The 23,450-nt window shown below is 72.6% G+C and carries 17 protein-coding genes and 2 tRNA genes; 14 read left to right on the top strand and 5 right to left on the bottom strand.

What is annotated here, in order from left to right:
* Nucleotides 1-96: 96 nt before the first annotated feature.
* The 10 genes from WME76_RS15885 (at nucleotide 97) to WME76_RS15840 (ending at nucleotide 10,094) form a co-directional block, all read left to right on the top strand.
* Nucleotides 97-1,149: a formylglycine-generating enzyme family protein gene (locus tag WME76_RS15885; RefSeq protein WP_437960950.1), complete on the top strand. Its 1,053-nt coding sequence runs from the start codon at nucleotides 97-99 to the stop codon at nucleotides 1,147-1,149.
* A gap of 1 nt (nucleotide 1,150) precedes the next feature.
* Nucleotides 1,151-2,131, top strand: a complete 981-nt coding sequence (locus WME76_RS15880) for a formylglycine-generating enzyme family protein (RefSeq protein WP_437960949.1) — start codon at nucleotides 1,151-1,153, stop codon at nucleotides 2,129-2,131.
* A gap of 253 nt (nucleotides 2,132-2,384) precedes the next feature.
* Nucleotides 2,385-2,458 (top strand) — tRNA-Ile (locus tag WME76_RS15875).
* A 34-nt stretch (nucleotides 2,459-2,492) separates the two neighbouring features.
* Nucleotides 2,493-3,248, top strand: coding sequence for a zinc ribbon domain-containing protein (locus tag WME76_RS15870; RefSeq protein WP_437960948.1), 756 nt, complete (start codon nucleotides 2,493-2,495; stop codon nucleotides 3,246-3,248).
* Nucleotides 3,249-3,260: 12 nt separating this feature from the next.
* Nucleotides 3,261-4,535 carry a serine/threonine-protein kinase gene (locus WME76_RS15865; RefSeq protein WP_437960947.1) on the top strand — a complete coding sequence of 425 codons (1,275 nt, stop codon included), beginning with the start codon at nucleotides 3,261-3,263 and terminating at the stop codon, nucleotides 4,533-4,535.
* 347 nt (nucleotides 4,536-4,882) lie between these two features.
* Nucleotides 4,883-5,209, top strand: a complete 327-nt coding sequence (locus WME76_RS15860) for a hypothetical protein (protein ID WP_437291598.1) — start codon at nucleotides 4,883-4,885, stop codon at nucleotides 5,207-5,209.
* 24 nt (nucleotides 5,210-5,233) lie between these two features.
* On the top strand, nucleotides 5,234-7,636 hold the full coding sequence (locus tag WME76_RS15855; RefSeq protein ID WP_437960946.1) for a PrkA family serine protein kinase: 2,403 nt from the start codon (nucleotides 5,234-5,236) through the stop codon (nucleotides 7,634-7,636).
* Nucleotides 7,637-7,644: 8 nt separating this feature from the next.
* On the top strand, nucleotides 7,645-8,466 hold the full coding sequence (locus WME76_RS15850; RefSeq protein WP_437960945.1) for a TatD family hydrolase: 822 nt from the start codon (nucleotides 7,645-7,647) through the stop codon (nucleotides 8,464-8,466).
* Nucleotides 8,467-8,533: 67 nt separating this feature from the next.
* On the top strand, nucleotides 8,534-9,925 hold the full coding sequence (locus WME76_RS15845) for an energy transducer TonB (RefSeq protein ID WP_437960944.1): 1,392 nt from the start codon (nucleotides 8,534-8,536) through the stop codon (nucleotides 9,923-9,925).
* 92 nt (nucleotides 9,926-10,017) lie between these two features.
* Nucleotides 10,018-10,094: transfer RNA gene (locus tag WME76_RS15840), tRNA-Met, on the top strand.
* Between the two features lie 66 nt (nucleotides 10,095-10,160).
* On the opposite strand, the gene WME76_RS15835 is transcribed toward WME76_RS15840, so the two are convergent.
* A complete protein-coding gene (locus WME76_RS15835; protein ID WP_437960943.1) occupies nucleotides 10,161-11,675 on the bottom strand; it encodes a L,D-transpeptidase in 1,515 nt (504 codons plus the stop codon).
* A 338-nt stretch (nucleotides 11,676-12,013) separates the two neighbouring features.
* On the opposite strand from WME76_RS15835, the gene WME76_RS15830 reads away from it, so the two are divergent.
* Nucleotides 12,014-12,628, top strand: coding sequence for a protein-tyrosine phosphatase family protein (locus WME76_RS15830; protein ID WP_437960942.1), 615 nt, complete (start codon nucleotides 12,014-12,016; stop codon nucleotides 12,626-12,628).
* Here the strand turns inward: WME76_RS15830 and murJ are convergent.
* Both murJ and WME76_RS15820 read right to left on the bottom strand, forming a co-directional pair.
* Nucleotides 12,597-14,252 carry a murein biosynthesis integral membrane protein MurJ gene (murJ, locus tag WME76_RS15825; RefSeq protein ID WP_437960941.1) on the bottom strand — a complete coding sequence of 552 codons (1,656 nt, stop codon included), beginning with the start codon at nucleotides 14,250-14,252 and terminating at the stop codon, nucleotides 12,597-12,599. The genes WME76_RS15830 and murJ overlap by 32 nt on opposite strands.
* A gap of 67 nt (nucleotides 14,253-14,319) precedes the next feature.
* Nucleotides 14,320-15,891, bottom strand: coding sequence for an alkaline phosphatase family protein (locus WME76_RS15820; protein WP_437960940.1), 1,572 nt, complete (start codon nucleotides 15,889-15,891; stop codon nucleotides 14,320-14,322).
* Between the two features lie 243 nt (nucleotides 15,892-16,134).
* On the opposite strand from WME76_RS15820, the gene WME76_RS15815 reads away from it, so the two are divergent.
* Nucleotides 16,135-17,127 (top strand): hypothetical protein, encoded by a 993-nt coding sequence (locus WME76_RS15815; RefSeq protein WP_437960939.1) that lies wholly within the window; start codon nucleotides 16,135-16,137, stop codon nucleotides 17,125-17,127.
* 265 nt (nucleotides 17,128-17,392) lie between these two features.
* Nucleotides 17,393-19,093, top strand: coding sequence for a sigma 54-interacting transcriptional regulator (locus WME76_RS15810; protein ID WP_437960938.1), 1,701 nt, complete (start codon nucleotides 17,393-17,395; stop codon nucleotides 19,091-19,093).
* A 56-nt stretch (nucleotides 19,094-19,149) separates the two neighbouring features.
* Here the strand turns inward: WME76_RS15810 and WME76_RS15805 are convergent, their stop codons facing one another.
* Together WME76_RS15805 and WME76_RS15800 are read right to left on the bottom strand one after the other, a co-directional pair.
* Nucleotides 19,150-20,664, bottom strand: coding sequence for a phytoene desaturase family protein (locus WME76_RS15805; protein ID WP_437960937.1), 1,515 nt, complete (start codon nucleotides 20,662-20,664; stop codon nucleotides 19,150-19,152).
* Between the two features lie 16 nt (nucleotides 20,665-20,680).
* Nucleotides 20,681-21,577 (bottom strand): isoaspartyl peptidase/L-asparaginase, encoded by an 897-nt coding sequence (locus WME76_RS15800; protein ID WP_437960936.1) that lies wholly within the window; start codon nucleotides 21,575-21,577, stop codon nucleotides 20,681-20,683.
* A 311-nt stretch (nucleotides 21,578-21,888) separates the two neighbouring features.
* Here WME76_RS15800 and proS point away from each other — a divergent pair, with 311 nt between their 5' ends.
* Nucleotides 21,889-23,445 (top strand): proline--tRNA ligase, encoded by a 1,557-nt coding sequence (gene proS / locus WME76_RS15795; protein ID WP_437960935.1) that lies wholly within the window; start codon nucleotides 21,889-21,891, stop codon nucleotides 23,443-23,445.
* Nucleotides 23,446-23,450: the final 5 nt, after the last annotated feature.

Raw genomic sequence — 23,450 nt, 5'->3', positions numbered from 1 at the left:
CTGAGGTCTTGCGATTCTTCTCACGTCGCTGCGCTGCAAGCTGGACTATGAGGGGGCGCGCGGGGTGACGTGGAAGCGCGCTTGAGGAGTGTCCTGATGGCGGTCGGCGCCGGCGTTGCGCTCGGCGCGGTCGCGCTCCTGGCGCGGTACGCGCCCGAGCTCGACGCGCTGCTGCTCATGCCGTCCTCTCCGCCCGGGCGCCTTGCCGCGGCGCGTTCCACCGCGCCTGCGGCGCTGCCCGCCCCCTCGCCGTCCGCCGCCCCGCCGCCCGCGCCGGCCGCCCGCCCGCGGGAGACCGCCCCATCGGCGCCGGGCGCGCTCGCCGAGGCGCCGGCCCCGCGCGCAGGGCGTCGGCGGGCATCCGCGGCCCCGCTGGTCGACCCGTTCGCGGACGACCCTGCGGCGCGCGCCGCGTGCCCGGCCGACATGACCCTCGTGGAGGGCGATTTCTGCCCGTCGCTTCCGTACATCTGCGCGCGCGCAGGCGACGGGGTCGGCCACGGTTGCCCCGAGTACGCGCGCGGCGCCCGGTGCCAGGCGGCCGTGGATCCCCGGCGCTTCTGCGTCGACCGCCACGAGTGGCCGAACCGGGTCGGCGAGCTCCCGCGCGTGTACGTCGACTGGCACGAGGCGAGGTCGCTCTGCGCCTCGGTGGGCAAGCGGCTCTGCCGGCGCTCCGAGTGGATCCTGGCTTGCGAAGGGCCGAAGCGCCTGCCGTATCCTTGGGGCTTCGTGCGCACGCCCAGCCCCTGCAACATCGACCGCGCCGCGATCGCGTTCGACATCGGCGCGATCCAGGGCGAGGCGACGCGCGAGGGCGAGATCGCCCGGCTATGGCAGGCCGATCCGATCGGGTCGCACCCGAACTGCATCAGCGCTTACGGCGCGTACGACCTCTCCGGCAACGTCGACGAGTGGACCGACAACCTCGCGGACGACCCGGACACGGCGCGCCCGGCCACGCTCAACGGCGGCTACTGGGGGCCGGTCCGGAACACCTGTCGCCTCACGACCGGGGGGCACGGGCCGACCTTCAAGTTCTACCAGGCCGGCTTCCGCTGCTGCGCCGACACGGTCGACGGCATCGTCACGCCTCCGCCGCGGCCGTTCATCGATCGCGACGGCGAGAAGGACGACGTGTACGACTGACATGCGCGAGCGCATCGCCTTCATCGCCGCCCTCGCCGTCGCCGCCCTGGTGAGCGCGCTCCTCTTCGCTCCCCGCTTCCAGAGGCCGCGGGAGCCGCTCGACGCCGCGAGCGCGGCGCCGCCGGTGAGCTTCGCCCCGCCGGAGCCGGCGCCGCCCATGTCCGCGCTGGCGCCGCCTGCGCCCCCACCGCTGCCCGCGTACGTGCGCGTCAACCCGGCGAGCGCCACGGCGTGCCTGGCGGGCATGGTGCTCGTCGACGGCATCTACTGCCCCTACGTCGGGCACCACTGCGCCGCCTACATCGACGAAGAGAAGGACATCTGCGCGCGGTTCGAGCCCGAGGTCCTCTGCGAGGGGCGCCTCCAGCACCGGCGCTTCTGCATCGACGTCTTCGAGTACCCCAACATCGAGGGCGTCCGCCCGGCGGTGATGGTGAGCTGGCTCGACGCCGAGCGCGCGTGCGCGGCCGAGGGCAAGCGGCTCTGCTCCGTCGAGGAGTGGGAGTTCGCGTGCGAGGGCCCGCAGATGTGGCCCTATCCTTACGGAATCGCGCGCGATCCCGAGGCTTGCAACATCGACCGGAAGATCGCGATGCCCGTGCTCGAGGTGTTCTCCGACCCGTGGAAGATCTCCGCGGAGGTCGAGCGGCTCGACCGCCGCGTCGCGTCCGGGGAGATGCACCGGTGCGTGAGCCCGTTCGGCGTGCGCGACATGACCGGCAACGTCGACGAGTGGGTCAACAACTCGCTCGGCAAGCTGGACGACAAGCCGTTCCGGTCGACGCTGAAGGGGGGCTACTGGGGGCCGATCCGGTCGAGGTGCCGTCCGGTCACCTCGACGCACAACCGGTGGTTTCGCTTCTACCAGGTCGGGTTCCGGTGCTGCGCCGACACGCTCGACGGGGGCAAGGCCATGGCGCCGGCGGACAAGACAGCACGGATCCCGCGCCGCAGCCCGATGGCCGATCCGGGCGGGCGGTAGGGTCGGTGAGGGGGCCGTCTGGGTGTGGCGTGGGCGGCTCTGCGCCGGCGATGGGCCCGGCGCGCGGCCCGCGCGCCGTCTGGCGGCTGGCCCCCTGGCGGCCGGGCCAGCGCGGACCGCGCTGGAACCACGGCCGCGGTGCGGCCAACCCGGTCCGGCCAAACCGCTCCCCTTCCAACGGCGCGCCGCTTGGACTACGTTGTCCGCCGGTGCTTCAACGGGCGGGCTCGAACAGGGGCTCGCCTTCGCACCAGGGCCTATAGCTCAATCGGTCAGAGCCCCCGGCTCATAACCGGGCTGTTCCTGGTTCGAGTCCAGGTGGGCCCACGAAAGCCACGAACAGAAGGAGACAAGGAATCACGTGAGCATCCGCGAGCAGATCGCATTCCTCGAAGAGCTGTCGGCCATCGACAGCGACATCCGCCGCATCGATGAGCAGCTCGACAAGCAGCGCGGCAGCCTGGAAGGGATGCGGTCCGAGCTGAAGCGGCTAGAGGAGCGGCTGAAGGGCGATCGCGAGACCCTGGCGACGATGGAGAAGACGCGATCCGAGCTCGTCGTCGAGTTCCGCCAGATGACGAACCAGATCGAGCGCTCGCGGGAGAAGCTGCAGCGCTCCCGCAACGAGCGCGAGTCGAACGCGGCGCAGCGCGAGATCGAGGAGCTGCGCAAGCTGCACCGCGATCGCGAGGAAGAGATCGAGCGGCTGAACTCGGCCGCCGAGGGCGCGCGTGGGGCGATCGATCAGGCGGAGGCGAAGCGCGTCGAGCTCGTGGGGGCGATCGACGGCAGCGCGCCGGGGACGCAGGCGTCGCTGGCCGCGCTCGAGGCCGAGCGTGCCCAGCGCGCCGAGGCGCGCCAGCAGGTGGTCAGCAAGCTGCCGGTCGTCCTGTACCGCCGCTACGAGTCGATCCGCACGCGCAGGCCCGTCGCGATCGCCCGCACGTATGACGGCACCTGCCTCGGCTGCCACCTGTCCGTGCCGCCGATGATGTTCCAGAAGATGCGCCGCCAGGAGGAGTTCGAGCGGTGCCCGAACTGCAACCGGATCCTCTACTACATGCCGCCAGAGCCCGCGCCGGGCAGCGCGCCGCCCGCGGACCCCTCCCGCGCCTGAACCGGGGGCGGCTTGAAGACCTGCTCGGCCTGCTTCAGGCTCTTTTCGCACGACAGCGGCTTCTGCCCGGTCGACGGCCAGCGCCTCGTTCCGGTCGCCGAGGCGTCGCCGCCCAGGCACCCTGAGGACCGGCGCGTCGGCGCGACCCTCTGCGGCGGGCGCTACCAGATCTGGCGGATCGTCGCGGACGGGGGCATGGGGCGCGTCTACCAGGCGCTCGATCTCCGGGCCGGCCGCAGCGTGGCCCTGAAGATCCTCCACCCCGAGGTCGCGCTCGACGAGGTGAGCGTCGAGCGGTTTCACCGCGAGTTCGAGGTCAGCGCGTCGCTGCCGCACGAGCACATCGTCGAGGTGCTCGGCTTCGAGAGGACCGAGGACCAGAGCTTCGCGCTCGTCATGGAGTACCTCGAGGGCGAGGAGCTTCGGACGGTCCTCAAGCGCGACAAGGTGCTGCCACCCGAGCGCCTCGTGCGCATGCTGTCGCAGCTCGCGCTCGGCCTCGCGGAGGCGCACGAGCGCAAGGTCGTCCACCGCGATCTCAAGCCGGACAACATCTTCCTCGTCGGTACGCGCGACGGTGACCGGGTGAAGATCCTCGACTTCGGCAGCGTGCGCGACAACAGCGAGGGCGCGAAGAAGCTGACCGTCGTCGGGACGACGATCGGCTCCCCGTTCTACATGTCGCCCGAGCAGGCGCAGGGGCTGCTCGCGCTCGATCATCGCGCCGACGTCTGGTCGGTCGCGGCGATCGTCTTCGAGTGCGTCACGGGGCGCGTCCCGTTCCACGCGTCGACCGGCCCGATGATCCTCGTGACCATCATGGGCAGCAACCCGCTGCCCCCGAGCGAGGCGGGCAAGGCGTACGGGGTGCCCGCGTCGCTCGACGCGGTGATGGAGAGGGCGTTCATGAAGATGCCCGAGGCGCGCCTCGAGTCCGTCGGCCTGCTGGCCGACGGCGTCGGTCACGCGTACGGCCTCGCGGGGTCTCACCGCGACTGGGCGTACATGCCGCAGGGCGAGCTCGCGGCGAGGATCCGCGCGGCGCCGCCGACCCTCATGGGCCGCCCGCCGAAGGCCCCCGAGGGCGCGGTCCACGCGAGCACGGGCGCGGTCCACGCGGGCGTGGACGGCCGCCAGGTCGCCGCGCCGTCGCCGGGCGCTACCGAAGCGTTCGCCGAGGATCTCGTGATGGGGGTGCCCCAGCGCTTGCCGCGGTGGGTCGTGCCTGCTGTGGCCGGCGCGGCCGTGCTGCTCTGCGCGCTCATCACCCTGCTGATCTCGCGCTGAAGACGCGCTGCGCCGTCGCTCTTCCGGCGCGCTCGACGCACCGGACGTCGAAAGCGCGCGTTCGGCGCTGGAAGCGCCCTGCGCCCGTCCTCCCCGGACGCCGGGGGCCCCAGGTTCGCGCGGACGCCGGCGCTGTGTTATTTGTGTTGACCATGAGCACTCATCCTTCAACTCGGACCCGCAAGCCCCTCTCCGCCGCGCTGGGCCTGATCGCACTCTCCGGGCTCGCCTCTCTCGGCTCCGGCTGTAACCAGAGCGAAGCGGCGACCTCTCGCGCAGCCGAGGCGCCCGCCCCTGCACCTCAGGGCGGAAAGTCGAAGGTCGAGGATGCGGTCTACACCCTCGAGATGAAGCCGACAGGAACGTACAAGGCCGGCCAGGAGGGGCTCGTGGAGGTCTCGCTCCTGTCGAAGGGCGACTACCACATCAACGACAAGTACCCGATCAAGTTCAAGGTCGCGGAGGCGGCCGCCGAGGGCGTTTCGTACCCGAAGCCGCTGCTCAAGCGCGAGGACGGCACGTTCGAGGAGAACAAGGGCGTCCTGAAGGTTCCGTTCGTCGCGTCCAAGAAGGGCAAGACCAAGGTGGCGGGCGTGCTCTCCTTCAGCATCTGTAGCGCCGCGAACTGCTTGATGCAGAAGCAGGAGCTCGAGGCGGTCATCGACGTGCAGTAAGCACAACGGTAAACTCGGCCCCACGTGAACAACGACACCTCCGGTCGCCGGGAGGGCCAGCCCGACGCGGTTGGCCCCAGCCAGACAGTTCAAGGCAGTGCAGCCGAGAGGGCCCGGAAGGCCCTCTCGGAGCTCGACGCCATTGCGTCGTCGATGGCCCGGCGCTTCAACGAGGAGCAGCGGGTCCTCTCTTTCCAGCAGTTCCTGGAGCTCTTCGCCTCCAATCCGGTCCGGTTCGGGCGTGACGCGGCCCGCTACGTCCGCGACATGTTCGATCACTTCGGCACGCGGACGATCAAGAAGCCCTGGGGAGAGCTGACCCGCTTCCAGCTCTTCGATTTGCCGTGGGAGCTGCCGGTGAACGAGCCGGCGCAGCAGCGCGCGACCGCTGCGGCCTCCTACCACGGCCGCGACTTCGCGCTGATCGGCCACGAGGAGCTTCAGGCGGAGGTCTACCGGGTGCTCTGCAACTTCGTGCGCGAGGGCAGGGCCAACCGGCTCGTCCTCATGCACGGGCCGAACGGCTCGGCGAAGAGCACGCTGGCCGGCTGCATCCTGCGCGCCCTGGAGCACTACTCGACGCTCGACGAGGGCGCCGTGTACCGCTTCCACTGGGTGTTCCCGAGCCGCAAGACGATGCGCGGCTCGATCGGCTTCGGCGGCGACGTGAAGGCGAGCGCCGCGGACGGGACGAGCTACGCGCACCTCGGCGACGATCAGATCGACGCCCGGCTCGTGATCGAGCTCAGGGACCATCCGCTGTTCCTGCTCCCGGTGCGCGAGCGCCGGGCGCTCATCCTCAAGCTCTACGAGGACGCCGGCGCGACGGAGCCGCCGCCCGAGTGGCTGATGAGCGGCAAGCTGTCGCACAAGAACCAGCAGGTCTTCGAGGCCCTGCTCGTGGCGAGCGGCGGTTCGCTGGTCGAGACGCTGCGGCACGTCCAGGTCGAGCGGTACTTCATCTCGCGGCGCTACCGCGTCGGCGCCGTCACGATCGGGCCGGAGCTCTCGGTGGACGCCGGCGAGCGGCAGATCACGGCGGATCGCTCGCTCGCGTCGCTCCCGACGTCGCTCCAGGCGACGACGCTGTTCGAGGCGCACGGCGAGCTCATCGAGGCCGCCGGCGGCGTGCTCGAGTTCAGCGATCTCCTGAAGCGTCCGCTCGACGCGTTCCGTTACCTGCAGCTCACGCTGGAGACGGGCGAGGTCAGCCTGCCGCAGCAGACGTTGCAGACGAACGTCGTCATGATCGGCAGCGCCAACGACGTGCACCTCAACGCCTTCCGCGAGCACCCGGAGTTCCCGAGCTTCCGCGGGCGCTTCGAGCTCCTGCGCGCGCCGTACCTCCGGAGCTACGTCGACGAGCAGACGATCTACGACACCCAGATCGTCCCGTTCGTGACCCGCCACGTCGCCCCGCACGCGACGCGCGTCGCCGCGCAGTTCGCCGTGCTCACGCGCATGCGGCAGCCGGAGGCGAAGCGGTACCCCGACGCGCTCGCGCCGCTCGTCTCGAGCCTCACCGCCGTCGAGAAGATGGAGCTGTTCGCGACGGGCACGGCGCCGGAGCGGTTCGACGCCGAGGCGCAGAAGGTCCTGCGCGCGGGCATCGAGGCCATCTACCATGAGAGCGACGCGTCGGTGGACTTCGAGGGGCGGCTCGGCGTCTCGCCGCGCGAGGTGCGGACGCTCCTGCTCGACGCGGCGCAGAGCGCCGATCACCCATGCCTCTCGCCGTTCGCCGTCCTGTCGGAGCTCGACGCGCTCTGCAAGCGGCAGGCGGAGTACGACTGGCTCAAGGAGAAGCAGCTCGCGGGCGGTTACCACGATCACCGGCTCTTCCGCGAGGTCGTGCGCACGCGCCTGCTCGACACGATCGAGGAGGAGATGCGGACGGCCAGCGGCCTCGTCGACGAGACGCGCTACGCCGAGCTGTTCGATCGGTACATCTCCCACGTCGGCGTCTGGGTGAAGGGGGAGAAGATCAGGAACCCGCACACCGGCGACTTCGAGAACCCGGACGAGCGCATGATGCGCGAGGTGGAGGCGCTGCTCGGGGTCCGCACGAAGCACGACGACCACCGCCGCGGTCTGATCTCGGCGATCGCGGCGTGGGCCATCGACCACCCCGGCCAGAAGATCGTGAACGCGGTCGTGTTCCCGCAGCAGATCCGCAAGCTGCGGGAGGCGGTGTTCACCGAGCGGCGTAAGGGCGTGGCGCTGCTCGTCCGCGACCTCGTCGCGCTCCTCCGCGACGCGCAGGGCGACGGCAAGCCCGAGAAGGGCTGGGGCGAGCTGCGCGAGGAGGAGCGCCGGAACGCGACGCGCGCCCTGGAGCGGCTGCGCGGCATGGGCTACTGCGACCGCTGCGCGCTCGACGCCGCGAGCGCGCTGCTCCGCGCCCGGTTCGCGGAGCTCGTCACCTGAAGCGAAGCATGATCATCGACTCGCACTGCCACGTCGACCCGCGCCACTTCCGCGAGGGGGCGGACGCCGTCCTCGATCGCGCGCGGGCCGCCGGCGTCGACGCGTTCGTTGTGGTCGGCGTCGACGCCGACCTCTCTGCGGCGCGCTTCGCCGCGGACCTCGCGGCGCGGCGCGCCGACGTCCACGCCGCGGTCGGCGTCCACCCGCACGACGCCTCCGCCGTCGACGACACGATGCTCGCCGATCTCGAGGTGCTCGCGCGCCGCCCCGAGGTCGTGGCCGTCGGCGAGATCGGCCTCGACTATCACTACATGCACTCGCCGAAGGACACACAGCAGCGTGTCTTCGCCGACCTCGTCGCCCTCGCGCGGCAGGTGAAGAAGCCGATCGTCATCCACACGCGCGAGGCGCCCGAGGACACGCTCGAGATCCTGGAGCGCGCAGGGGCGAGCGACGTGGGGGGCATCATCCACTGCTTCTCCGAGGATCGCGCGTTCGCCGAGCGCGCGCTCGCGCTCGACTTCGACCTCTCGTTCTCGGGCATCGTGACCTTCAAGACCGCGCGCGCGATCCAGGAGGTCGCCGCGTGGGCCCCCGGGGACCGGATCCTGGTCGAGACCGACAGCCCCTACCTGGCGCCCGTGCCGTTCCGGGGGAAGCGCTGCGAGCCGGGGCACGTGCTGCACACGGCGCGCTTCGTCGCGGAGCTTCGCGGCGAGCCGTTCGAGGCGCTCGCCGCGCGCACCGCGGAGAACACCCGCCGGCGGCTGCGGCTCCCGGAGGCCGCTGCGCCTGCTGCGTCCGACGCGCACGACGCGACTGCCCGCTGAGACCGGTCCGCGCGGCCCGCGGCTCTGGGCTCGCGTCACGCACGTCTCGAGGCATAGTGACAGGACGATGGCGCAGAGGTCTCGCGACGACGGCCGCCGGATCGCCTCCGCGTGGGCGCTCTCCGTCGCGGCCCACGCAGGGCTCCTCGGCGCCGGCGCGCTGATCGTCGCGGGCTCGCTCTCGGCGCGAGAGGTGGCCGTCGCGCGAACGGCCCTGACGCCGGCCGCGGTGAGCGCGCCGATCGAGATCGATCTGCCGGTGGTCTCCGATGGCACGCTCGACAGCGCAGCCGCAGCGGCGCTCGAGCGGCCCGCGAGCCTCGCCCGGGGAGGCGGGGAGGGCGCGGCGCGGCCGGACACGGGCGCGCGCGGCCGCGGCGGAACGGACGCGGCCGCGCTTCCCGCGCTGAACCTCGCCGACAGGGACGACGCGACCTTCCTGTCGCCCGAGGTTCTTTCGCGCCTCGACAGGAGCCAGATCCAGCGCGTCCGCTCGTCGTCCCGGCGCGCTTCGCGTGAGGACTGGCGAGCGAGCCGAGAGCCCATGGAGCTCACGTTCCTCGCGGGCGGTCGTGCCGGCAGCCGGGCCGAGCGGCGCGCGCCTGCCGAGCGCGATCCCTCGGTCGGGGCGCGCGATCGCGGCGCGCCCGAGCGCCTGGGCAGCGCGCTCGGCGCTGCTGCGAGGCCGGCGGGCGTCGAGAGCGCGGCCGATGCGCCCGGCGCCACCGCGCCCGTGGGAGCGAGGCCGCGCGTCGCGGGCGGCGCCACGGAAGGGGGCGAGCGCGCCTCCACGGGCCTCGGGGTGCGCGACGGGCGGCCCGGCGGCGATCACCGGGACAGCGCGGCGATCCCGCTGGCGCGGCCGATGGTCGCGGTGGGCACGCCCTCCGTCCCCGCCGACGCCGCCGGGCGCCCCAACGACACGCTGGACAGCGAGCAGGAGGTGGCGTCCGCGATCCAGTCGCTCGTCCACGCGAGCACGGCCGGAGGCGCGCGCGGGCTCGGCCCCGGAGGCGAGGCAGGGCCGGGGGCGACGGGCTCGGGGGGCGTCACGGGCCCCGGGTCGCGCTCCAGCGCGCTCGGCTCGGGGCGCGGCCGGCTGCTCGACAACGACCCGCTCGACCGGCGGCGCAGCCTCTACATGCGGCAGGTCATGGCCAAGCTGCACCCGCTCTGGGCCGACGCTTTCCCCAAGTGGGCCGCAGGCGAGGGGCTTCAGGGGACGGTGATCGTGACGTTCGTGATCCGCGCGGACGGGACCGTGGGGAGCGCGTCGGTGACGCGGCCGAGCGGCATCCCCGAGTTCGACGAGAACTGCCGGCGCGCGGTGCTGCGGGGCGCGCCGTACCCACCGGTGCCCCCCGAGCTCGGCGAGATCTTCCGTTGGTCGATGCCGTTCGAGGCGAGGAACCCCGCGGTCCTGCCGAAGCGCCCCGCGCGCGGGATCGATGATCGATGAGCCCTTCCCATGCGCGTCGTCTGCTCGTCGCGGCGCGCGAAACGCCGCTTGACAGTGTAGGAACAGAGCGGTACTAGTCCGCCCTCGCTTCTGCCGAAGTAGCTCAGCTGGCTAGAGCAGGCGTTTCATACGCGCCGGGTCGGGGGTTCGATTCCCTCCTTCGGCACCAGAAATGGTGAAATGGTGACCGTCGACCGCTGGCTCCCGCAAGGGACCAGCGATCGCGATGGGCTCATCAAGGCCGGACGTGGACGAGGGTTCCTTCGTCGTCGCCGCCGTACACGGCGTGCCAGCCCTCGGGGACCTGCGGCTCGGTCCACAGGAAGAGGCGCCGCGCGTCGATCGGCGTCAGGGCGATGTCGTGGAAGCCCTGCGCTTCACCGACGCCGGCGCTCCAGTACATGCCGGTCATCGCGTGCCCCGGCGCGAAGTCGATCACCCACGGGGCGTCGGCGACGTCGAAGCTGTCGGCGACCTCGCGCGGATCGATGTTGCGCGTCACGTGCTTGCTCCGCACCCGGAACGTGCCGCGCGCCGTGGACGCGCTCGATCCGGGGTCGCGGAGCTGATCGCGCCCGGACGAGATCAGGGTCGCGTAGATCGGCTTCTGCCCCTCGTAGGCCGTCAGCGTCTGGTTCGCCAGGCTGACGTCGATCCAGCGCTGCGATCCCTTGGCGAAGTCGGGGAACCGGGTGCGGCGCACGATGACGACGAGGTCCTGAGCGCGCAGCCAGAAGCCGTCGCGCGCCTCCTCGAAGCGCACGCCGCCCACCGTCCTGAACTTCCCCGTGAGCGGCACGCCCGTGCGCCGCTCGAGCTCTTCCTCGTTGGGGCTCGCCTTGCCGCGGCCGAGCGACCACGTGTTGACGTCGTGCCGATGGATGAACGCCACGGGCAGCCCGAGCTTCTCGACGTCGAGGCCGTGCCACGTTGAACCGAGCGCCGCCTGCAGCCGGTCGACCGGGATGAGCCGGCCGTCCGGCGTCGCGCCGAGCCTGCGGCCGTCGGTCGCGCCCGTCGTGAAGGTGCGGGTGATCGCGACGCCGCTGCCCTTGCGCAGCGCCGTCGCCTTGAGCGCGGAGCGCAGATCGACGCGCGCGCTGTCCTTCGCGCCGAGCTCGATGCCGAGCGCCGCGAGGGGAGGCAGCGGCGCGATCCGGTCGGCGGTCGGCGAGAGGAAGTACCCGGCCTCGGTCCTCCGCCCGTCCTCGCCGATGCCGTCGCCTCCCGGCAGCAGCACCGGCGGCCCGGAGGCGACGCCGCGCGCGTCCAGAGGGACGTCGTTGGCTGACGCGCCGAGCTGCGTTTCGCTGCGCTGCACGCGCTCGAGGTGGCGATCGAGATCCGGCTCGGCATGGCGCAGCTCCTCGCGGCTCGGCACCCCGACGTACGCCGGAGCGCCCTGGGTCCGCGCGCGCCCGTAGCGATAGGGGAGGGGTCGCGACATGTCGGGCGGCGCCGGCAAGACCGAGAGCACCTCGGTGCGCAGCGTCGCGTCGTGGCCTGCGCAGACGAAGCCGCGGGGGCGGATCGCGTACCAGCCTCCGCTGCACCCTTCGCGTCCATACGGCTCCAAGGACCGCACGACGGCGGCGCCTGGATAGAGCTCGCCCAGCTTGCGCGCGCCTGCCTGCGGACGTGCGAGCACGGGCGTCCCGGCCCGCAACGCGACGAGCCTGGGGCCATCCGCTGGAAGCTCGGGGACCTGAAGCGCGCCGTCGTCGCTGCCTGCCTCTTTCGACAGCTCCACCGCCGCGTCTGCCGCCTTGCACCCGCAGATGATCAGCGCGGCCGCCAGGCCAGCGAGCCGCCCGGGGCACGCTATGCGTGAGCCGGTGCGGTCGTCGGCGCGTCGCGGCGCGCTGGGCAGCGGCGCACGGAGGTCCCGAGCTGAGGCGGGCCGACCGAGATCCGTCGGCGTGGAGGCGAGCGGCATCGGTCCACGCATGCCCGACTTGCGCGGCACGGGCCAAGTTCGCAGGCGCCGTCCGCGTGGTGCGCGAGGCGCCTCGCGCGCGGCGCCAGCGGCCGCGCGCAAGCACCGCCCGGCCGCTGGCGCCGCGCGCGCGTCGACTCCATGAGAGGTGCGTGCGCCTCCGCCCCGCGCTGGTGTTGCTCGTGCTCGTGCCGTATGCCGTGATTTTCTATGGTTTCCTGGCGCTGCGTCGCGCTACGGCGTCGTTCCGACCGCGGCATGCGTGGCGCACCTGGGTGAACCCGAACCTCCTCGTGGGCGGGTTCCTGCTGCCCGGCGACGTCGCCGAGCTGCGCCGCCTCGGCGTCCGCGCGGTGATCAACGTGTCCCGCGAGCTCTACGATCCCGTGCTCGCGCTGCGCGCCGCGGGCGTCGAGTACCTGCGCGTCCCGTGCTGGGACATGTGCGCCCCCACGATCGAGGAGGCCGCGCGCGGCGTGGCGTTCATCGAGCGCCACATCGGCGCGGGCCATCGCGTCCACGTCCACTGCGCGAGCGGCGTGGGCAGGAGCGTCACGCTCGCGCTGTGCTACCTCGCGACCCACGGCGACCTCGAGATCGGCGAGGCGATCGCCCTGCTCAAGCGGCAGCGCCCGCGCGTCGCGCTGCGCGCGGCGCAGCGCGAGTTCGTGGAGCGCTACGTCGCCTGGCACCGCGCGCACCCGGGAGTCCACGCGCGCACGGCGCCGCCCGCGATCACCTCCTGCGCAGGAGAGACCTCAGGCTGAACAGCCCCAGCGCGGGCGCCGCGGCGGCGAAGGCGCCGCCGCACGTCGCGAGGATGAGCGCGGCGCCCCACGGCGTGGCGGCGAGCGCGTCCGGCAGCGCGGCCCGGAGCGCCACGCCGCTGCCCACCGACACCGCCGTGAGCGCGGCGACGCGGCCGATCCGGATCTGGTCCAGCCCGAGCCCGCCGATCTCGCGCCGCACGCGGCGCGCGAGGGCGATCGCCTCCACCCACCCGGCGACCACGGCGCCGAGCACCACGCCGAGCACGTCGAGCCGCTGCATCAGGAGCAGCGCGAGGCCGGTGCTGACCAGCACCCGGTAGAGCGCGTAGCGAGCCGGCGTCCTCGTGTCCCCCAGCGCGAAGCAGGCGGTGATCAGCACGCGCCCCGCCGCGTTGCCGAGCAGCGCGAGCCCGTAGGCGCACACGAGCGGCTCGACCCGCGCCGTCGACGCCCGGTCGAACGTCCCGGTTTGCAGCAGCAGCGTGATGAGCTCCCGCCCGAGCAGCATGAACACGGCCGTCGTCGGCACGGTCAACACCGTGATCCGCGCGAGCGACGCCCCGAGGCGGCGCGCCATCGCCTCGTTGCGCCGCGCGACGTCCGCCTCGGCCGTGTCGCGCGCCATCTCGGGCAGCGCCACCGCAGCTTCGCCGGTGCCGAGGATGCTCATCGGCAGGAGGTAGACCGTCTGCGCGTAGTTGAAGGCCGCGTTCGCGCCGGTGCCGAGGAAGCTCACGAGCAGCGTGTCGACGAGCCCGGAGACCTGGATGATCCCGCGTCCGAGCAGCGCCGCGGGCAGCTTCCCTCCGGCCTCGCGGACGCTCGGGTCGCGCGCGTCGAGGCGCGGCGTCAGCCCCCCGAGGAGCGAGCGCGCCGACGGGAGCAGCAGCGCGAGCTGCAGCGCGGCGCCGGCGAACGCGCTCCACGCGAGCGCCTCGGCGAGCGGCTCCCCGCGCATCCCGAGCCACGCCCCGCACACGAGCAGCCCCGCGATCTGGGCGGCGCTCCACGCGACCGGCGCGGCGTACGGGAGGAAGAACCGCCGGTGCGCGTTCAGCACGCCGAGCCCCCACGCCGACAGCACGAGCAGGCCGGTCATCGGGAAGACGATCCGGACGATCCGGGTCGTGCTGGCGAGCTTCTCCTCGTTGAACCCCGCGGCGACCAGGAACGACAGCCACGGCGCCGCCAGCACGCCGAGGGCCGACGCCGCCGCGGCGGCGACGAGCAGCAGCCCGAGCGCAGACAGCGCGAAATGCGCGGCGCGGCGCGCGTCGCCGGCCGCCCTGAGGCGGGCGTAGACGGGGATGAAGGTCGCGGAGAGCGTCCCCTCGCCGAGGAGGTTCTGGGTGATGTTCCCCGCGCGGAACGCCGCAGCGAGCACATCGGCGAGCTCGGAGGTCCCGAAGAAGTGCGCCGTCACCCGCTGGCGGAGGAGCCCGACGAGCCGCGAGAGGATGATCCCGGCGGTGACCATCGCCGACGACCGCGCCGCGCTGGGCGCGGCCTCCTGCCGGGCGGCGGGCGGGCTCGCGCCGGCCGCCCCGGGGGCGCCCGAGGCTGCGGTCGCCGGTGTGGTGCCTGCCTTCACGGCGGCGGGCGGAGCGAGATCAGGCGGCACGGCGGCGCTTCTATCAGACCTCCCGCCCCCGGGCGACCTCGGCGCCCGCAGCGCGGCGGCGGGCCGATCAGTCCCTGATCCTCGCCGCGCCGAGCCGCTCCGCGTTCGCCAGCACCCGACGCGCGATGTCCGGCCCCTCGCGCCGGCGATCCAGGTGCCGCGGGATGATCCCGCGCTCGGCCGCCTCCCACAGCTCCGGCTGGGAGATCCCGGTCTCGGTCCGCGCCCGGAGCTGCGACAGGGAGATCTCGACCTCGGGCAGGAGGATCGGCGGCTGGGGGTCACGGAGGAGCGCCGGGTCGATGCAGCACGAGAGATCGTTCGCCCCGGCGGAGCGCGCGTTCAGCGAGGGGATGCCGAAGCGCGCCTCGAGCGTGCGGATGACGGACGCGTGGTCGAGCATCGTGCTCACCGCGCAGCCCCTCCGGACGAACGGCCCCGCGACGATCGACGGGACCCGGAAGCCGAGCTGAGAGAACAGCGGATCGTCGTCCATCGTCGTGGGCGGCGCGACGTGATCGAAGAAGCCCCCGTGCTCGTCGTAGGTGACCACGAACAGGCACTGGCCCCACTGCGGGCTCCTCGCGAGCGCGTTGTAGATGCTGGCCATGAGCACCTGCCCGAGCTGCACGTCGTGATCGGGGTGATCGTCGTTCGCGGCGGCGCCGAAGAACTGGGGGTCGATGATGGAGAACGCTGGGAGGAGCCCCGCGGCCGCGTCCTCGAAGAAACGCTCGATCCCGGAGACGCCCTTGAACCTGAAGTACGCGCCCGAGCACCAAGGCACGTCATGGTAGTAGTTCCTGCTCGAGAACCCTGCGTCGCTCAGCAGCTCGAACACGCTCGTGAACCCCGAGACCGGCACGTTCCTCGAGACGCCCCGCGACGTGGCGCCGTGCAGGAAGAACCGGTTTGGCCAGGTCGGTCCGAGCACCGAGCAGAACCAGCGATCGCAGACCGCCGACGCGTCCGCGAGCGCGTAGAGGATCGGCAGATGCTCCCGCACGTGATACCCCATCACGTCGCGCTGGTGAGGCCCTGCGTGAGCGGCGACGAACCCGTCGTTGCTCCCTTGATTCCACTGCGCGTGGGCCGCGTCCCAGCTATGCGGCGGATCGGCGGGCGTGAAGGTGTCGAGCTCGAAGGGCGAGACCGGCGCTCCGTCGAGCGCGAGGTTCGACTCCCTCCCTGTCAGGCCGTCAATCTGCCGGCCTTCCTTGAGCAGCAGCGAGCCGAGGTAGTGATCGAAGGAGCGGTTCTCCATGCAGAGGACGACGATCGTGCTGATGGGGGCCAGCAGCTCTGCCGGGCTCAGGCCCAGCGTCTCCGCGCACCGATCCGCGGGAGCGCCGCCCGCCCCGCCGTCTCCCGCCTGTCCCGATCCGCCCGCTCCTCCAGCGCCGCCCGAGCCCCCTGAACCGCCCGCTCCTCCAGCGCCGCCCGAGCCCCCTGAACCGCCCGCTCCTCCAGCGCCGCCGTTCCCTCCCGAGTGGCCCGCGCCAGACGCGGCGTTCTCGCGCATCGTCGCGTTTTCCGTGGCGCTGCACCCGAACGTGGCGGCGCCGAGCGCCGCGCCGAGCCCCGTCAGCACGTGGCGGCGAGTCAGAGGGTCACGCGGCGACACGTTCCGTTTTTTCATCACACACAGGATCCTCAGGAACGCGGGGCCGCGGAAGGACTTTTGGTGCCATTTCGGCTCAACGGTACCTGGCGATACCTTGGCGACACATGAGCACGCCCGGCACGTGCCCTGTACGTTACCGGGAAAACCTTTCTTTTCGCGGGGTCGACCGGGTGGTATGAGTAGAAATCGCGGGGGTCTACATCTGAACTCTGTCACCTTCCGATGAGCTCAAACACGCTCCCACCTACGCCCGCCGGGATGAACGCCGTCGCGAACGGCCGGCCGCTGCGGCCGCTGCGGCTGTGCATCGTGGACATGAACAATGGCCACGTGAACCAGGCAATGCGCTGCCTGCGCGGGCTCGCCGCGGCGTTCTTCGAACGTGTCCAGACGCACAATCCGGGTGTGGCCTGCGAGGTCGTCGAGGTATCGCCCCGCGACACCAACGCTCCCATCCCCGCGGACTGCGATCTCTACCTGTCCTCGGGGGGCCCCGGCTCGCCGTTCGACGGGGAGGGCGAGCCCTGGATGGTCGACTTCGGGCGCCTGGTGGACGGCGTGGTCGAGTCGTCGATCCGCGGGGGCGCGGACCGGCGAGCGCTCTTCGCGATCTGCTACTCGTTCGAGCTCGTCGTCCATCTCTACCGGCTGGCCGACGTCGTGCCGCGCGCCGATCGCAAGTTCGGCGTCATGCCCATCTACACGACCCCCTGTGGCCAGCAACATCCGCTGCTGTCTCCGTTCGGCGATCGACTCTTCGCCTTCGAGCACCGCAACTGGGAGGCGGTGAACCTCGACGAGCGCCGGCTGGGGTCCCTCGGAGGCCAGCTCCTCGCTCGCGAGAGCCGGGACGGCGTCTCCAAGGGCCGGGCGATCCTCGGCCTGCACGTGGCGCCGGGCGTCGAGGCGGTCCAGTTCCATCCGGAGGCGGATCGCGCAGGCGTCATGAGCTGGGTCGCCCGTCCCGAGCAGGCGGCCGCCTTCAAGGCAGCCTACGGTGAGGTCACCTACCAGGCGATGCTGCGCACGCTGGACGATCCCAGGCGGCTCGCGCGCACCTACGCGCTCGTGATCCCGGGCTGGCTCGGGCGCTGCTTCAACGAGATCGCCGGCCCCCGCGGCTACGCGGCGCTCCCGCCCCTCGAGGATGTCCCGTGCTCGCGCTTCGACGCGCACTGCCGCGCCGAGGCGCCGGCCGCGGCCTCCGGTCGAGCACCCGGCTCCGGTCAGCAGGTCTCACGCGGCGCCTGAGCAGCGCGCCGCGCGGCGCGCTGCAGGGAGAGCTCCACGCTGGCACCACACTTCTGAAACGGAAGAGAAAGAGCCGCGACCGACGCGATCAACACGGGCGACGCGCTCGACGTGGACGAAGCGGGCGCGCGACGGCCGGCTGCTCGCGCCTTGCGCGATGGCCCACCTACGGCATATGGTCATGAGATAAAGGATGAGCGCGAGCAGGGCTCGCGACCCAGCATCCGGCGCCGGGGACCCCTCGGGCACGCATGAGAGAGAACGTATGAATCACTCGCGTCCGGCCGCTCCGTGGAGTCTTCCGTCGCCGGACGTCCGCGGGCCGGGCGCGCCCGATGAGGGGCATGCGGAGGTCGACTCGCCGCAGGAAACTCCGGTCCCGCCGCCATTCGCGTCGACCGACGACACCGCCGCGCAGGAGGTCCAGCTCGAGTCGCAGCTCTCCGAGACGGACCCGGTCGCCATGTCGCAGGTCCGCGACGCGCTGAAGCAGCTCAGCCGCGATCGCGGGACGCAGCCGCACGTTCTGCTCATCATCTACCACCGGCGCGGCGCCGAGACAGTGCGGCTCAACGAGGGCGTGGGGGTCGTCATCGGGCGCGATCCGACCGCCGACGTTGCGATCCCCGAGCGCAGCCTGTCGCGGCGCCACGCGCGCTTCACGTTCCAGCGCGGCGATGTGCTCATCGAGGATCTCGGCTCCACGAACGGCACTTTCCTGAGCGGGCAGCGCGTCGAGCAAGGCGTCCTGAAGCCCGGTGACGAGGTGGTGCTCGGGGAAATCACGGCGTCGCTGCGCGTGATCGCGAGCGCCGAGCTGCCGGTGCTCGACATCGACGCGCTGGACGCGCGCCGCGTCGGCTCGGAGCGGAGGAAGCTGCCGAACGTCGACGACCTGATGGGCGGGCCGACGCCGGCGGGCGGGCTGCGCGGGGTCAACGACGAGGGGCTCGTGATGCGAAGCCCGGCGATGCGGCCGGTGCTCGAGACCGCCATGCGCCTGGCGCGCTCGTCGGCGCCCGTGCTGGTCCAGGGCGAGACCGGGACGGGCAAGGACGTGCTCGCGCGGCTGATCCACGAGGCAGGCCCGCGCCACAAGAAGCAGATGATCCGCGTCGGGTGCAGCGGCGTTCCCGCGCAGCTCCTGGAGAGCACGCTCTTCGGCCATGAGCCCGACGCCATCCCCGGCGGCAACCGGGCCCAGGAGGGCGTCTTCGAGACGTGCTCGGGCGGCACCGTGGTGCTCGACGAGGTGGGCGACCTCCCCCCCTCGTTGCAGGCCGCGCTGCTGCGCTTCCTCGACACCGGTCGCGTGGTCCGCGTCGGGTCGGCCAGGGAGCTCGAGGTGGACGTGCGGATCGTCGCGACCACGTACCGGGACCTCGAGGCGATGTGCGAGGCGGGCGCGTTCCGCTCCGACCTGCTCTACCGGCTCAACGCGGTGCCGCTGCGCATCCCGCCGCTCTGCGAGCGGCGCGAGGACATCGCGCCGCTGGCGCAGCGCTTCCTCCGGCAGGCGAACGAGGTCCACCGCCGGAACGTGCGGTCGCTCGACCCGGAGACGCTCGGGCTGCTGGAGCAGTACCCCTGGCCCGGCAACGTGCGCGAGCTGCGCAGCGCCATCGAGCGCGCCGTCGTCATCGCCAGGGGGAACGTCATCACGCCGCTCGACCTGCCGGAGAGCATCCAGGCCGTCCCGGCGCGCAAGCGCTCCACGCCGCCGCCGCCTGACCGCCCGCTCGTGGAGATCGCGACGCCCGGCTCCGGGCCGATGATCGGGCTCAAAGCGCAGATGGACCGCCTGGAGGCCGAGATCATCCTCGACGCCCTGCGCGCCACCAACGGCAACCTGGCGATGGCGGCGCGGCGGCTCAGGATGCCGCTGCGCACGCTGCAGGAGAAGATCGCCACCCACGGTCTGAAGCGCTCGGACTACCGGGACGGCCCGCCGTCACGCTCGAAGTAAAACCCAGGAGCGGGGAGGCGGACGAGCGTCGCGGTGGCCGGGGGCCTCGACCCTCGTCAGCCTTCGTCCTGCAGCACCGCCAGGGCGGCGTTGCGCCCGCACGCGCCGTGGACCCCGGCGCCGGGGTGCGCATACGACGAGCCCAGGTACAGGCCGCGGACGGGCGTTCGGTAGCGGAAGTAGGGGAACACCGGCCGGAAGAAGAGCTGATGCCGGATGTCGGCGGAGCCCCCGCCGAGATCGCCGCCGATCAGGTTCGCGTCCATCGCCTCCAGATCGTCCGGCGCCCAGATCGCCCGGGCGAGGATCCGCTGCCGGAAGCCGGGGGCGAGCTCCTCGATCCGCGCCTCGATGCGATCGGCGAAGCGCTCGCGCGATGCCGCCCAGCCGCCCTCGATGGAGGAGGGGACGCGCGAGTAGGCATAGAGCGTGTGGCGCCCGGCCGGCGCGCGGGTCGGATCGGCGAGCGACTGCTGCCCGACCACGAGGTAGGGGTGCTCGGGGAGCACGCCGGCGCGCACCTGCCGCGTGAACTCGGCGAGATCGTCGAGGCTGTCGCCCGCGTGCACGACGGCCGAGCGCGCGGCGTCCTCGTGCGACCACGGCGCCGGGCCGTCGAGCGCCCAGTCCATCTTGAACGTGCCGAACCCCTGGCGGAACCGGCGCATGGCGCGCTGGACCCGGGCGGGAACGAGCTCCGCGTCGAGCAGGCGCAGGTAGAGCGTCGGCGCGGCGACGTCGGCGACGATCGCGTGGCGGGCGGTGATCTCCTCGCCGTCCGCGAGCCGGACCGCGGCCGCCCGTCCTTCCCTGGCGATGATCTTCTCGACCCGGGCACCGCAGCGGAGGGCGCCTCCGCGCTCCTCGACGCGCCGGAGAAGGGCGCGCGTGAACGCGCCGGCGCCGCCCTCGGGCACGGCGAAGCCGCCGCTCGAGGCGAGCAGCGTGAGCATGAAGCCGACGATCGCCCCGCAGGGATCTTCCGGGCCCACGTCGGTGTGGAGCGCCAGGGCGGGGATCACGCGCCGGGCCGCCTCGGTCCGGAAGGTGCGCGTCGAGAAGCCACGGCCGCTCGAGAGCGCCACCTGCGCGAGGCGGAGCAGGTTGATCGGCCCGAAGCGGAGCATCGATCCGAGGGCGGGCGGCGTGGACAGGAGCGCGTCCAGCAATCGCTCCCGCGTGGCCGCGTGCCAGCCGGCGATCCGGCGCCACGTGGGGCCGTCCTCGCCGAGCGATCGCACGGTCGCCTCGACGTCGCGCGCGATCGAGGCGCAGGTCCCGTCGGGCGCCGGGTGGGCGCTGTCGACCGGCGCGTGACGCCAGACGAGGCCGGCCTCCGGCAGATCGAGCGGCAGCAGCGCGGGGCTCGTCTGACCGAACGGGAAGAACGCCGCGCCGAGATCGTGGTGGAACCCCGGGAGCGTCACCTCGCGCGTGCGCACCGCGCCGCCCGGCTCCTGCTCGGCCTCGAGCACGAGCACCGAGAAGCCGGCGCGGGCGAGGTACGCCGCCGTCGTGAGGCCGTTCGGCCCCGCACCCACCACGATCGCGTCAGGATCTCGGCTCTGCATCGTCGTCTGCGGTCCCTCAGCCCACGAGCTGCGCGCTCGGCATGTTGCGGTTCGAGGCGATCGCCTGGCCGCTCCTCCCCACCACCAGCACGCCGATCGCGATCACGTCGGGGAACATCGCGACGCCGCGCTGCGCGGCGCGGGCGGGCGCGACGCCGTCGGCGAGCCAGTCGTAGACCGTCCGCGCGAGCAGCCGCCGCGCGATCTCCTCGCCGATCCCGGTCGCCGCCACGGCCCCATGCGGGCCGGCGTAGATCCCTGCGCCCATCAGCGGCACGTCCCCCACGCGGCCGCGGAGCGCGTAGGTCGACCCGCCCGTCGACGCCGCAGCGGCGAAGCGGCCGTGCGCGTCGCGCACGACGGCCCCGACCGTGTCGCACTCGATCGGCTCGGCGTCGAAGTTCCAGAACCGCCTCGCGGTGAGCGCGTGGAACCGCGCCGCGTCGTCCGTGTGCTCGCCGTCGCCGCCCTCTCCGCGCAGCGCCGCGAGGGCGCGGGCGTGCCGCTCGCGCGCCTCCTCCGTGACCGGATCGTGGTCGGCGAACCCGAGCCGGCGCGCGAACGCGGTCGCCCCGGCGCCGGCGAGGAGCAGGTGCGGCGTCTCCAGCACCTTCGCGGCGACGAGGACGGGGTTCTTCACCCGCTCGACGCACGCGACGGCGCCGAACCGTCCATCGCTGGCCATCACGGCCGCATCCATCTCGATCGTGCGCCCGTCGAGGCGGAGGTTCGAGCCCGTCCCTGCGTTGAAGCGCGGATCGTCCTCCAGGCGCGCGGTCGCCGCGATCGCCGCGGCGAGCGCCTCTCCGCCCGCGTCGAGCGCGCCGAGCGCGTCGTCTGCGGCCCTGGCGCAGCTCTCCGGCCCGGTCTGGGGCGCGGTCACCCCGCCGTGCGTGAGGATGACGTACTTCACTCGTGTCCCTGCGCGTACCATGGCCGCGCGCCGCCGCGAAGCCGGCCGGGCGCGCCGCTTCAGCGCCGGGGACGCGAGGGGCGCGATGGCCGCGACGGATGCGGAGGGCGCGGCCCGATTAGCGCGGAGGCCCGCGGAGGCCCCCAGAGGCCGGGCTGGGCCGCTGCGCTCGACACCCTGCCACGCTCCTGATACGTCGCGCGCTCAGCCCCGGAGCGGGGCCGGCGCCAGCCGCCCGACCGCTCCAACGACGAGCGCGGCCGGATCGAAGGCCGCCCCTGCGAAGCCGCCCAGCGAGGAGAGCAGAGACCGTGGCCAAGAACGAAGCGCCCAAGACCGCCATCACGCCCACGCGCAACGAGGACTACCCGGAGTGGTACCAGCAGGTCGTGCGCGCGGCCGACCTCGCGGAGAGCTCCCCGGTCCGCGGCTGCATGGTCATCAAGCCGTGGGGCTACGCGATCTGGGAGAACATCCAGCGCGAGCTCGACAGCATGTTCAAGGCGACCGGGCACAAGAACGCGTACTTCCCGCTGTTCATCCCGAAGTCGTTCCTCGAGAAGGAGGCCGAGCACGTCGAGGGGTTCGCGAAGGAGTGCGCCGTGGTCACCCACCACCGGCTCGTGCCCGGTCCCGGCGGCGGGCTCATCCCCGATCCCCAGGCCCGGCTGGAGGAGCCGCTCATCGTGCGCCCCACGTCAGAGACGATCATCGGCGCGGCGTTCGCGAGCTGGGTCCAGAGCTACCGGGACCTGCCCTTGCTGATCAACCAGTGGGCGAACGTCGTGCGCTGGGAGCTGCGCACGCGCCTGTTCCTGCGGACGGCGGAGTTCCTCTGGCAGGAGGGGCACACCGCGCACGCGAGCGAGGCCGAGGCGCGCGAGGAGACGCTGCGCATGCTCGGCGTCTACGCGACGTTCGCGCGCGACTTCATGGCGATGCCCGTCCTGGAGGGGCCGAAGACCGCGAGCGAGCGCTTCCCCGGCGCGGTCGACACCTACGCGATCGAGGCGATGATGCAGGACCGGAAGGCCCTGCAGGCTGGAACGAGCCACTTCCTCGGGCAGAACTTCGCGCGGGCGAGCGGCATCAAGTTCCAGACCAAGGAGGAGACCGAGGAGTACGCCTGGACGACGTCCTGGGGCGTGTCGACGCGCCTCGTCGGCGGGCTCATCATGACCCACAGCGACGACGACGGACTGGTGCTCCCGCCGCGCCTCGCGCCCGCGCACGTCGTCATCCTGCCCGTGTACCGGGGCGACGACACGCGCGCCAAGGTGGACGAGTACATCGACGGACTCGCGAAGGAGCTCCGCGCGCAACGCTTCGGCGAGCGGCGCGTCGAGGTCGAGATCGATCGGCGCGACATCCGCGGCGGCGACAAGCAGTGGGAGTGGGTGAAGAAGGGCGTCCCCCTCCGGATCGAGGTCGGCCCGCGCGACGTTGACGGCGGCGTGGCCATGGTGGCGCGCAGGGACCGCTCGCCGAAGGACAAGTCGAGCATGGCGCGCGCGGAGCTCACGGGGCGCATCACGGAGATCCTCGGCGACATCCAGGCGGCGCTCTACGGCCGCGCGCTCGCGATGCGTGACGCGAACACGCACGTGATCAACAGCCGGGCCGATTTCGACGCGTTCTTCGCGTCGAAGGGGGACAAGGAGTCGCAAGGGGGGTTCGCGCTGGCGCACTGGTCCGGCGATCCCGAGATCGAGGCGGCGGTGAAGGACGCGCACAAGGTGACCATCCGCTGCATCCCGACCGGCGGGTTCGAAGGGGCGCCGTGGGCCGACGCGTTGACCGGCGAGGGGCAGTGCATCTTCACCGGCAAGCCGAGCCCGCGGCGGGTGGTGTTCGCGAAGTCCTACTGAGCAGC

The sequence above is a fragment of the Sorangium sp. So ce119 genome (assembly GCF_051524405.1).
In the GTDB taxonomy this organism is placed as follows: Bacteria; Myxococcota_A; Polyangia; order Polyangiales; family Polyangiaceae; genus Sorangium; species Sorangium cellulosum_G.
The sequence above is the reverse complement of the archived record's forward strand: the minus strand, read 5'-3'. Positions and strand labels throughout refer to the sequence as shown.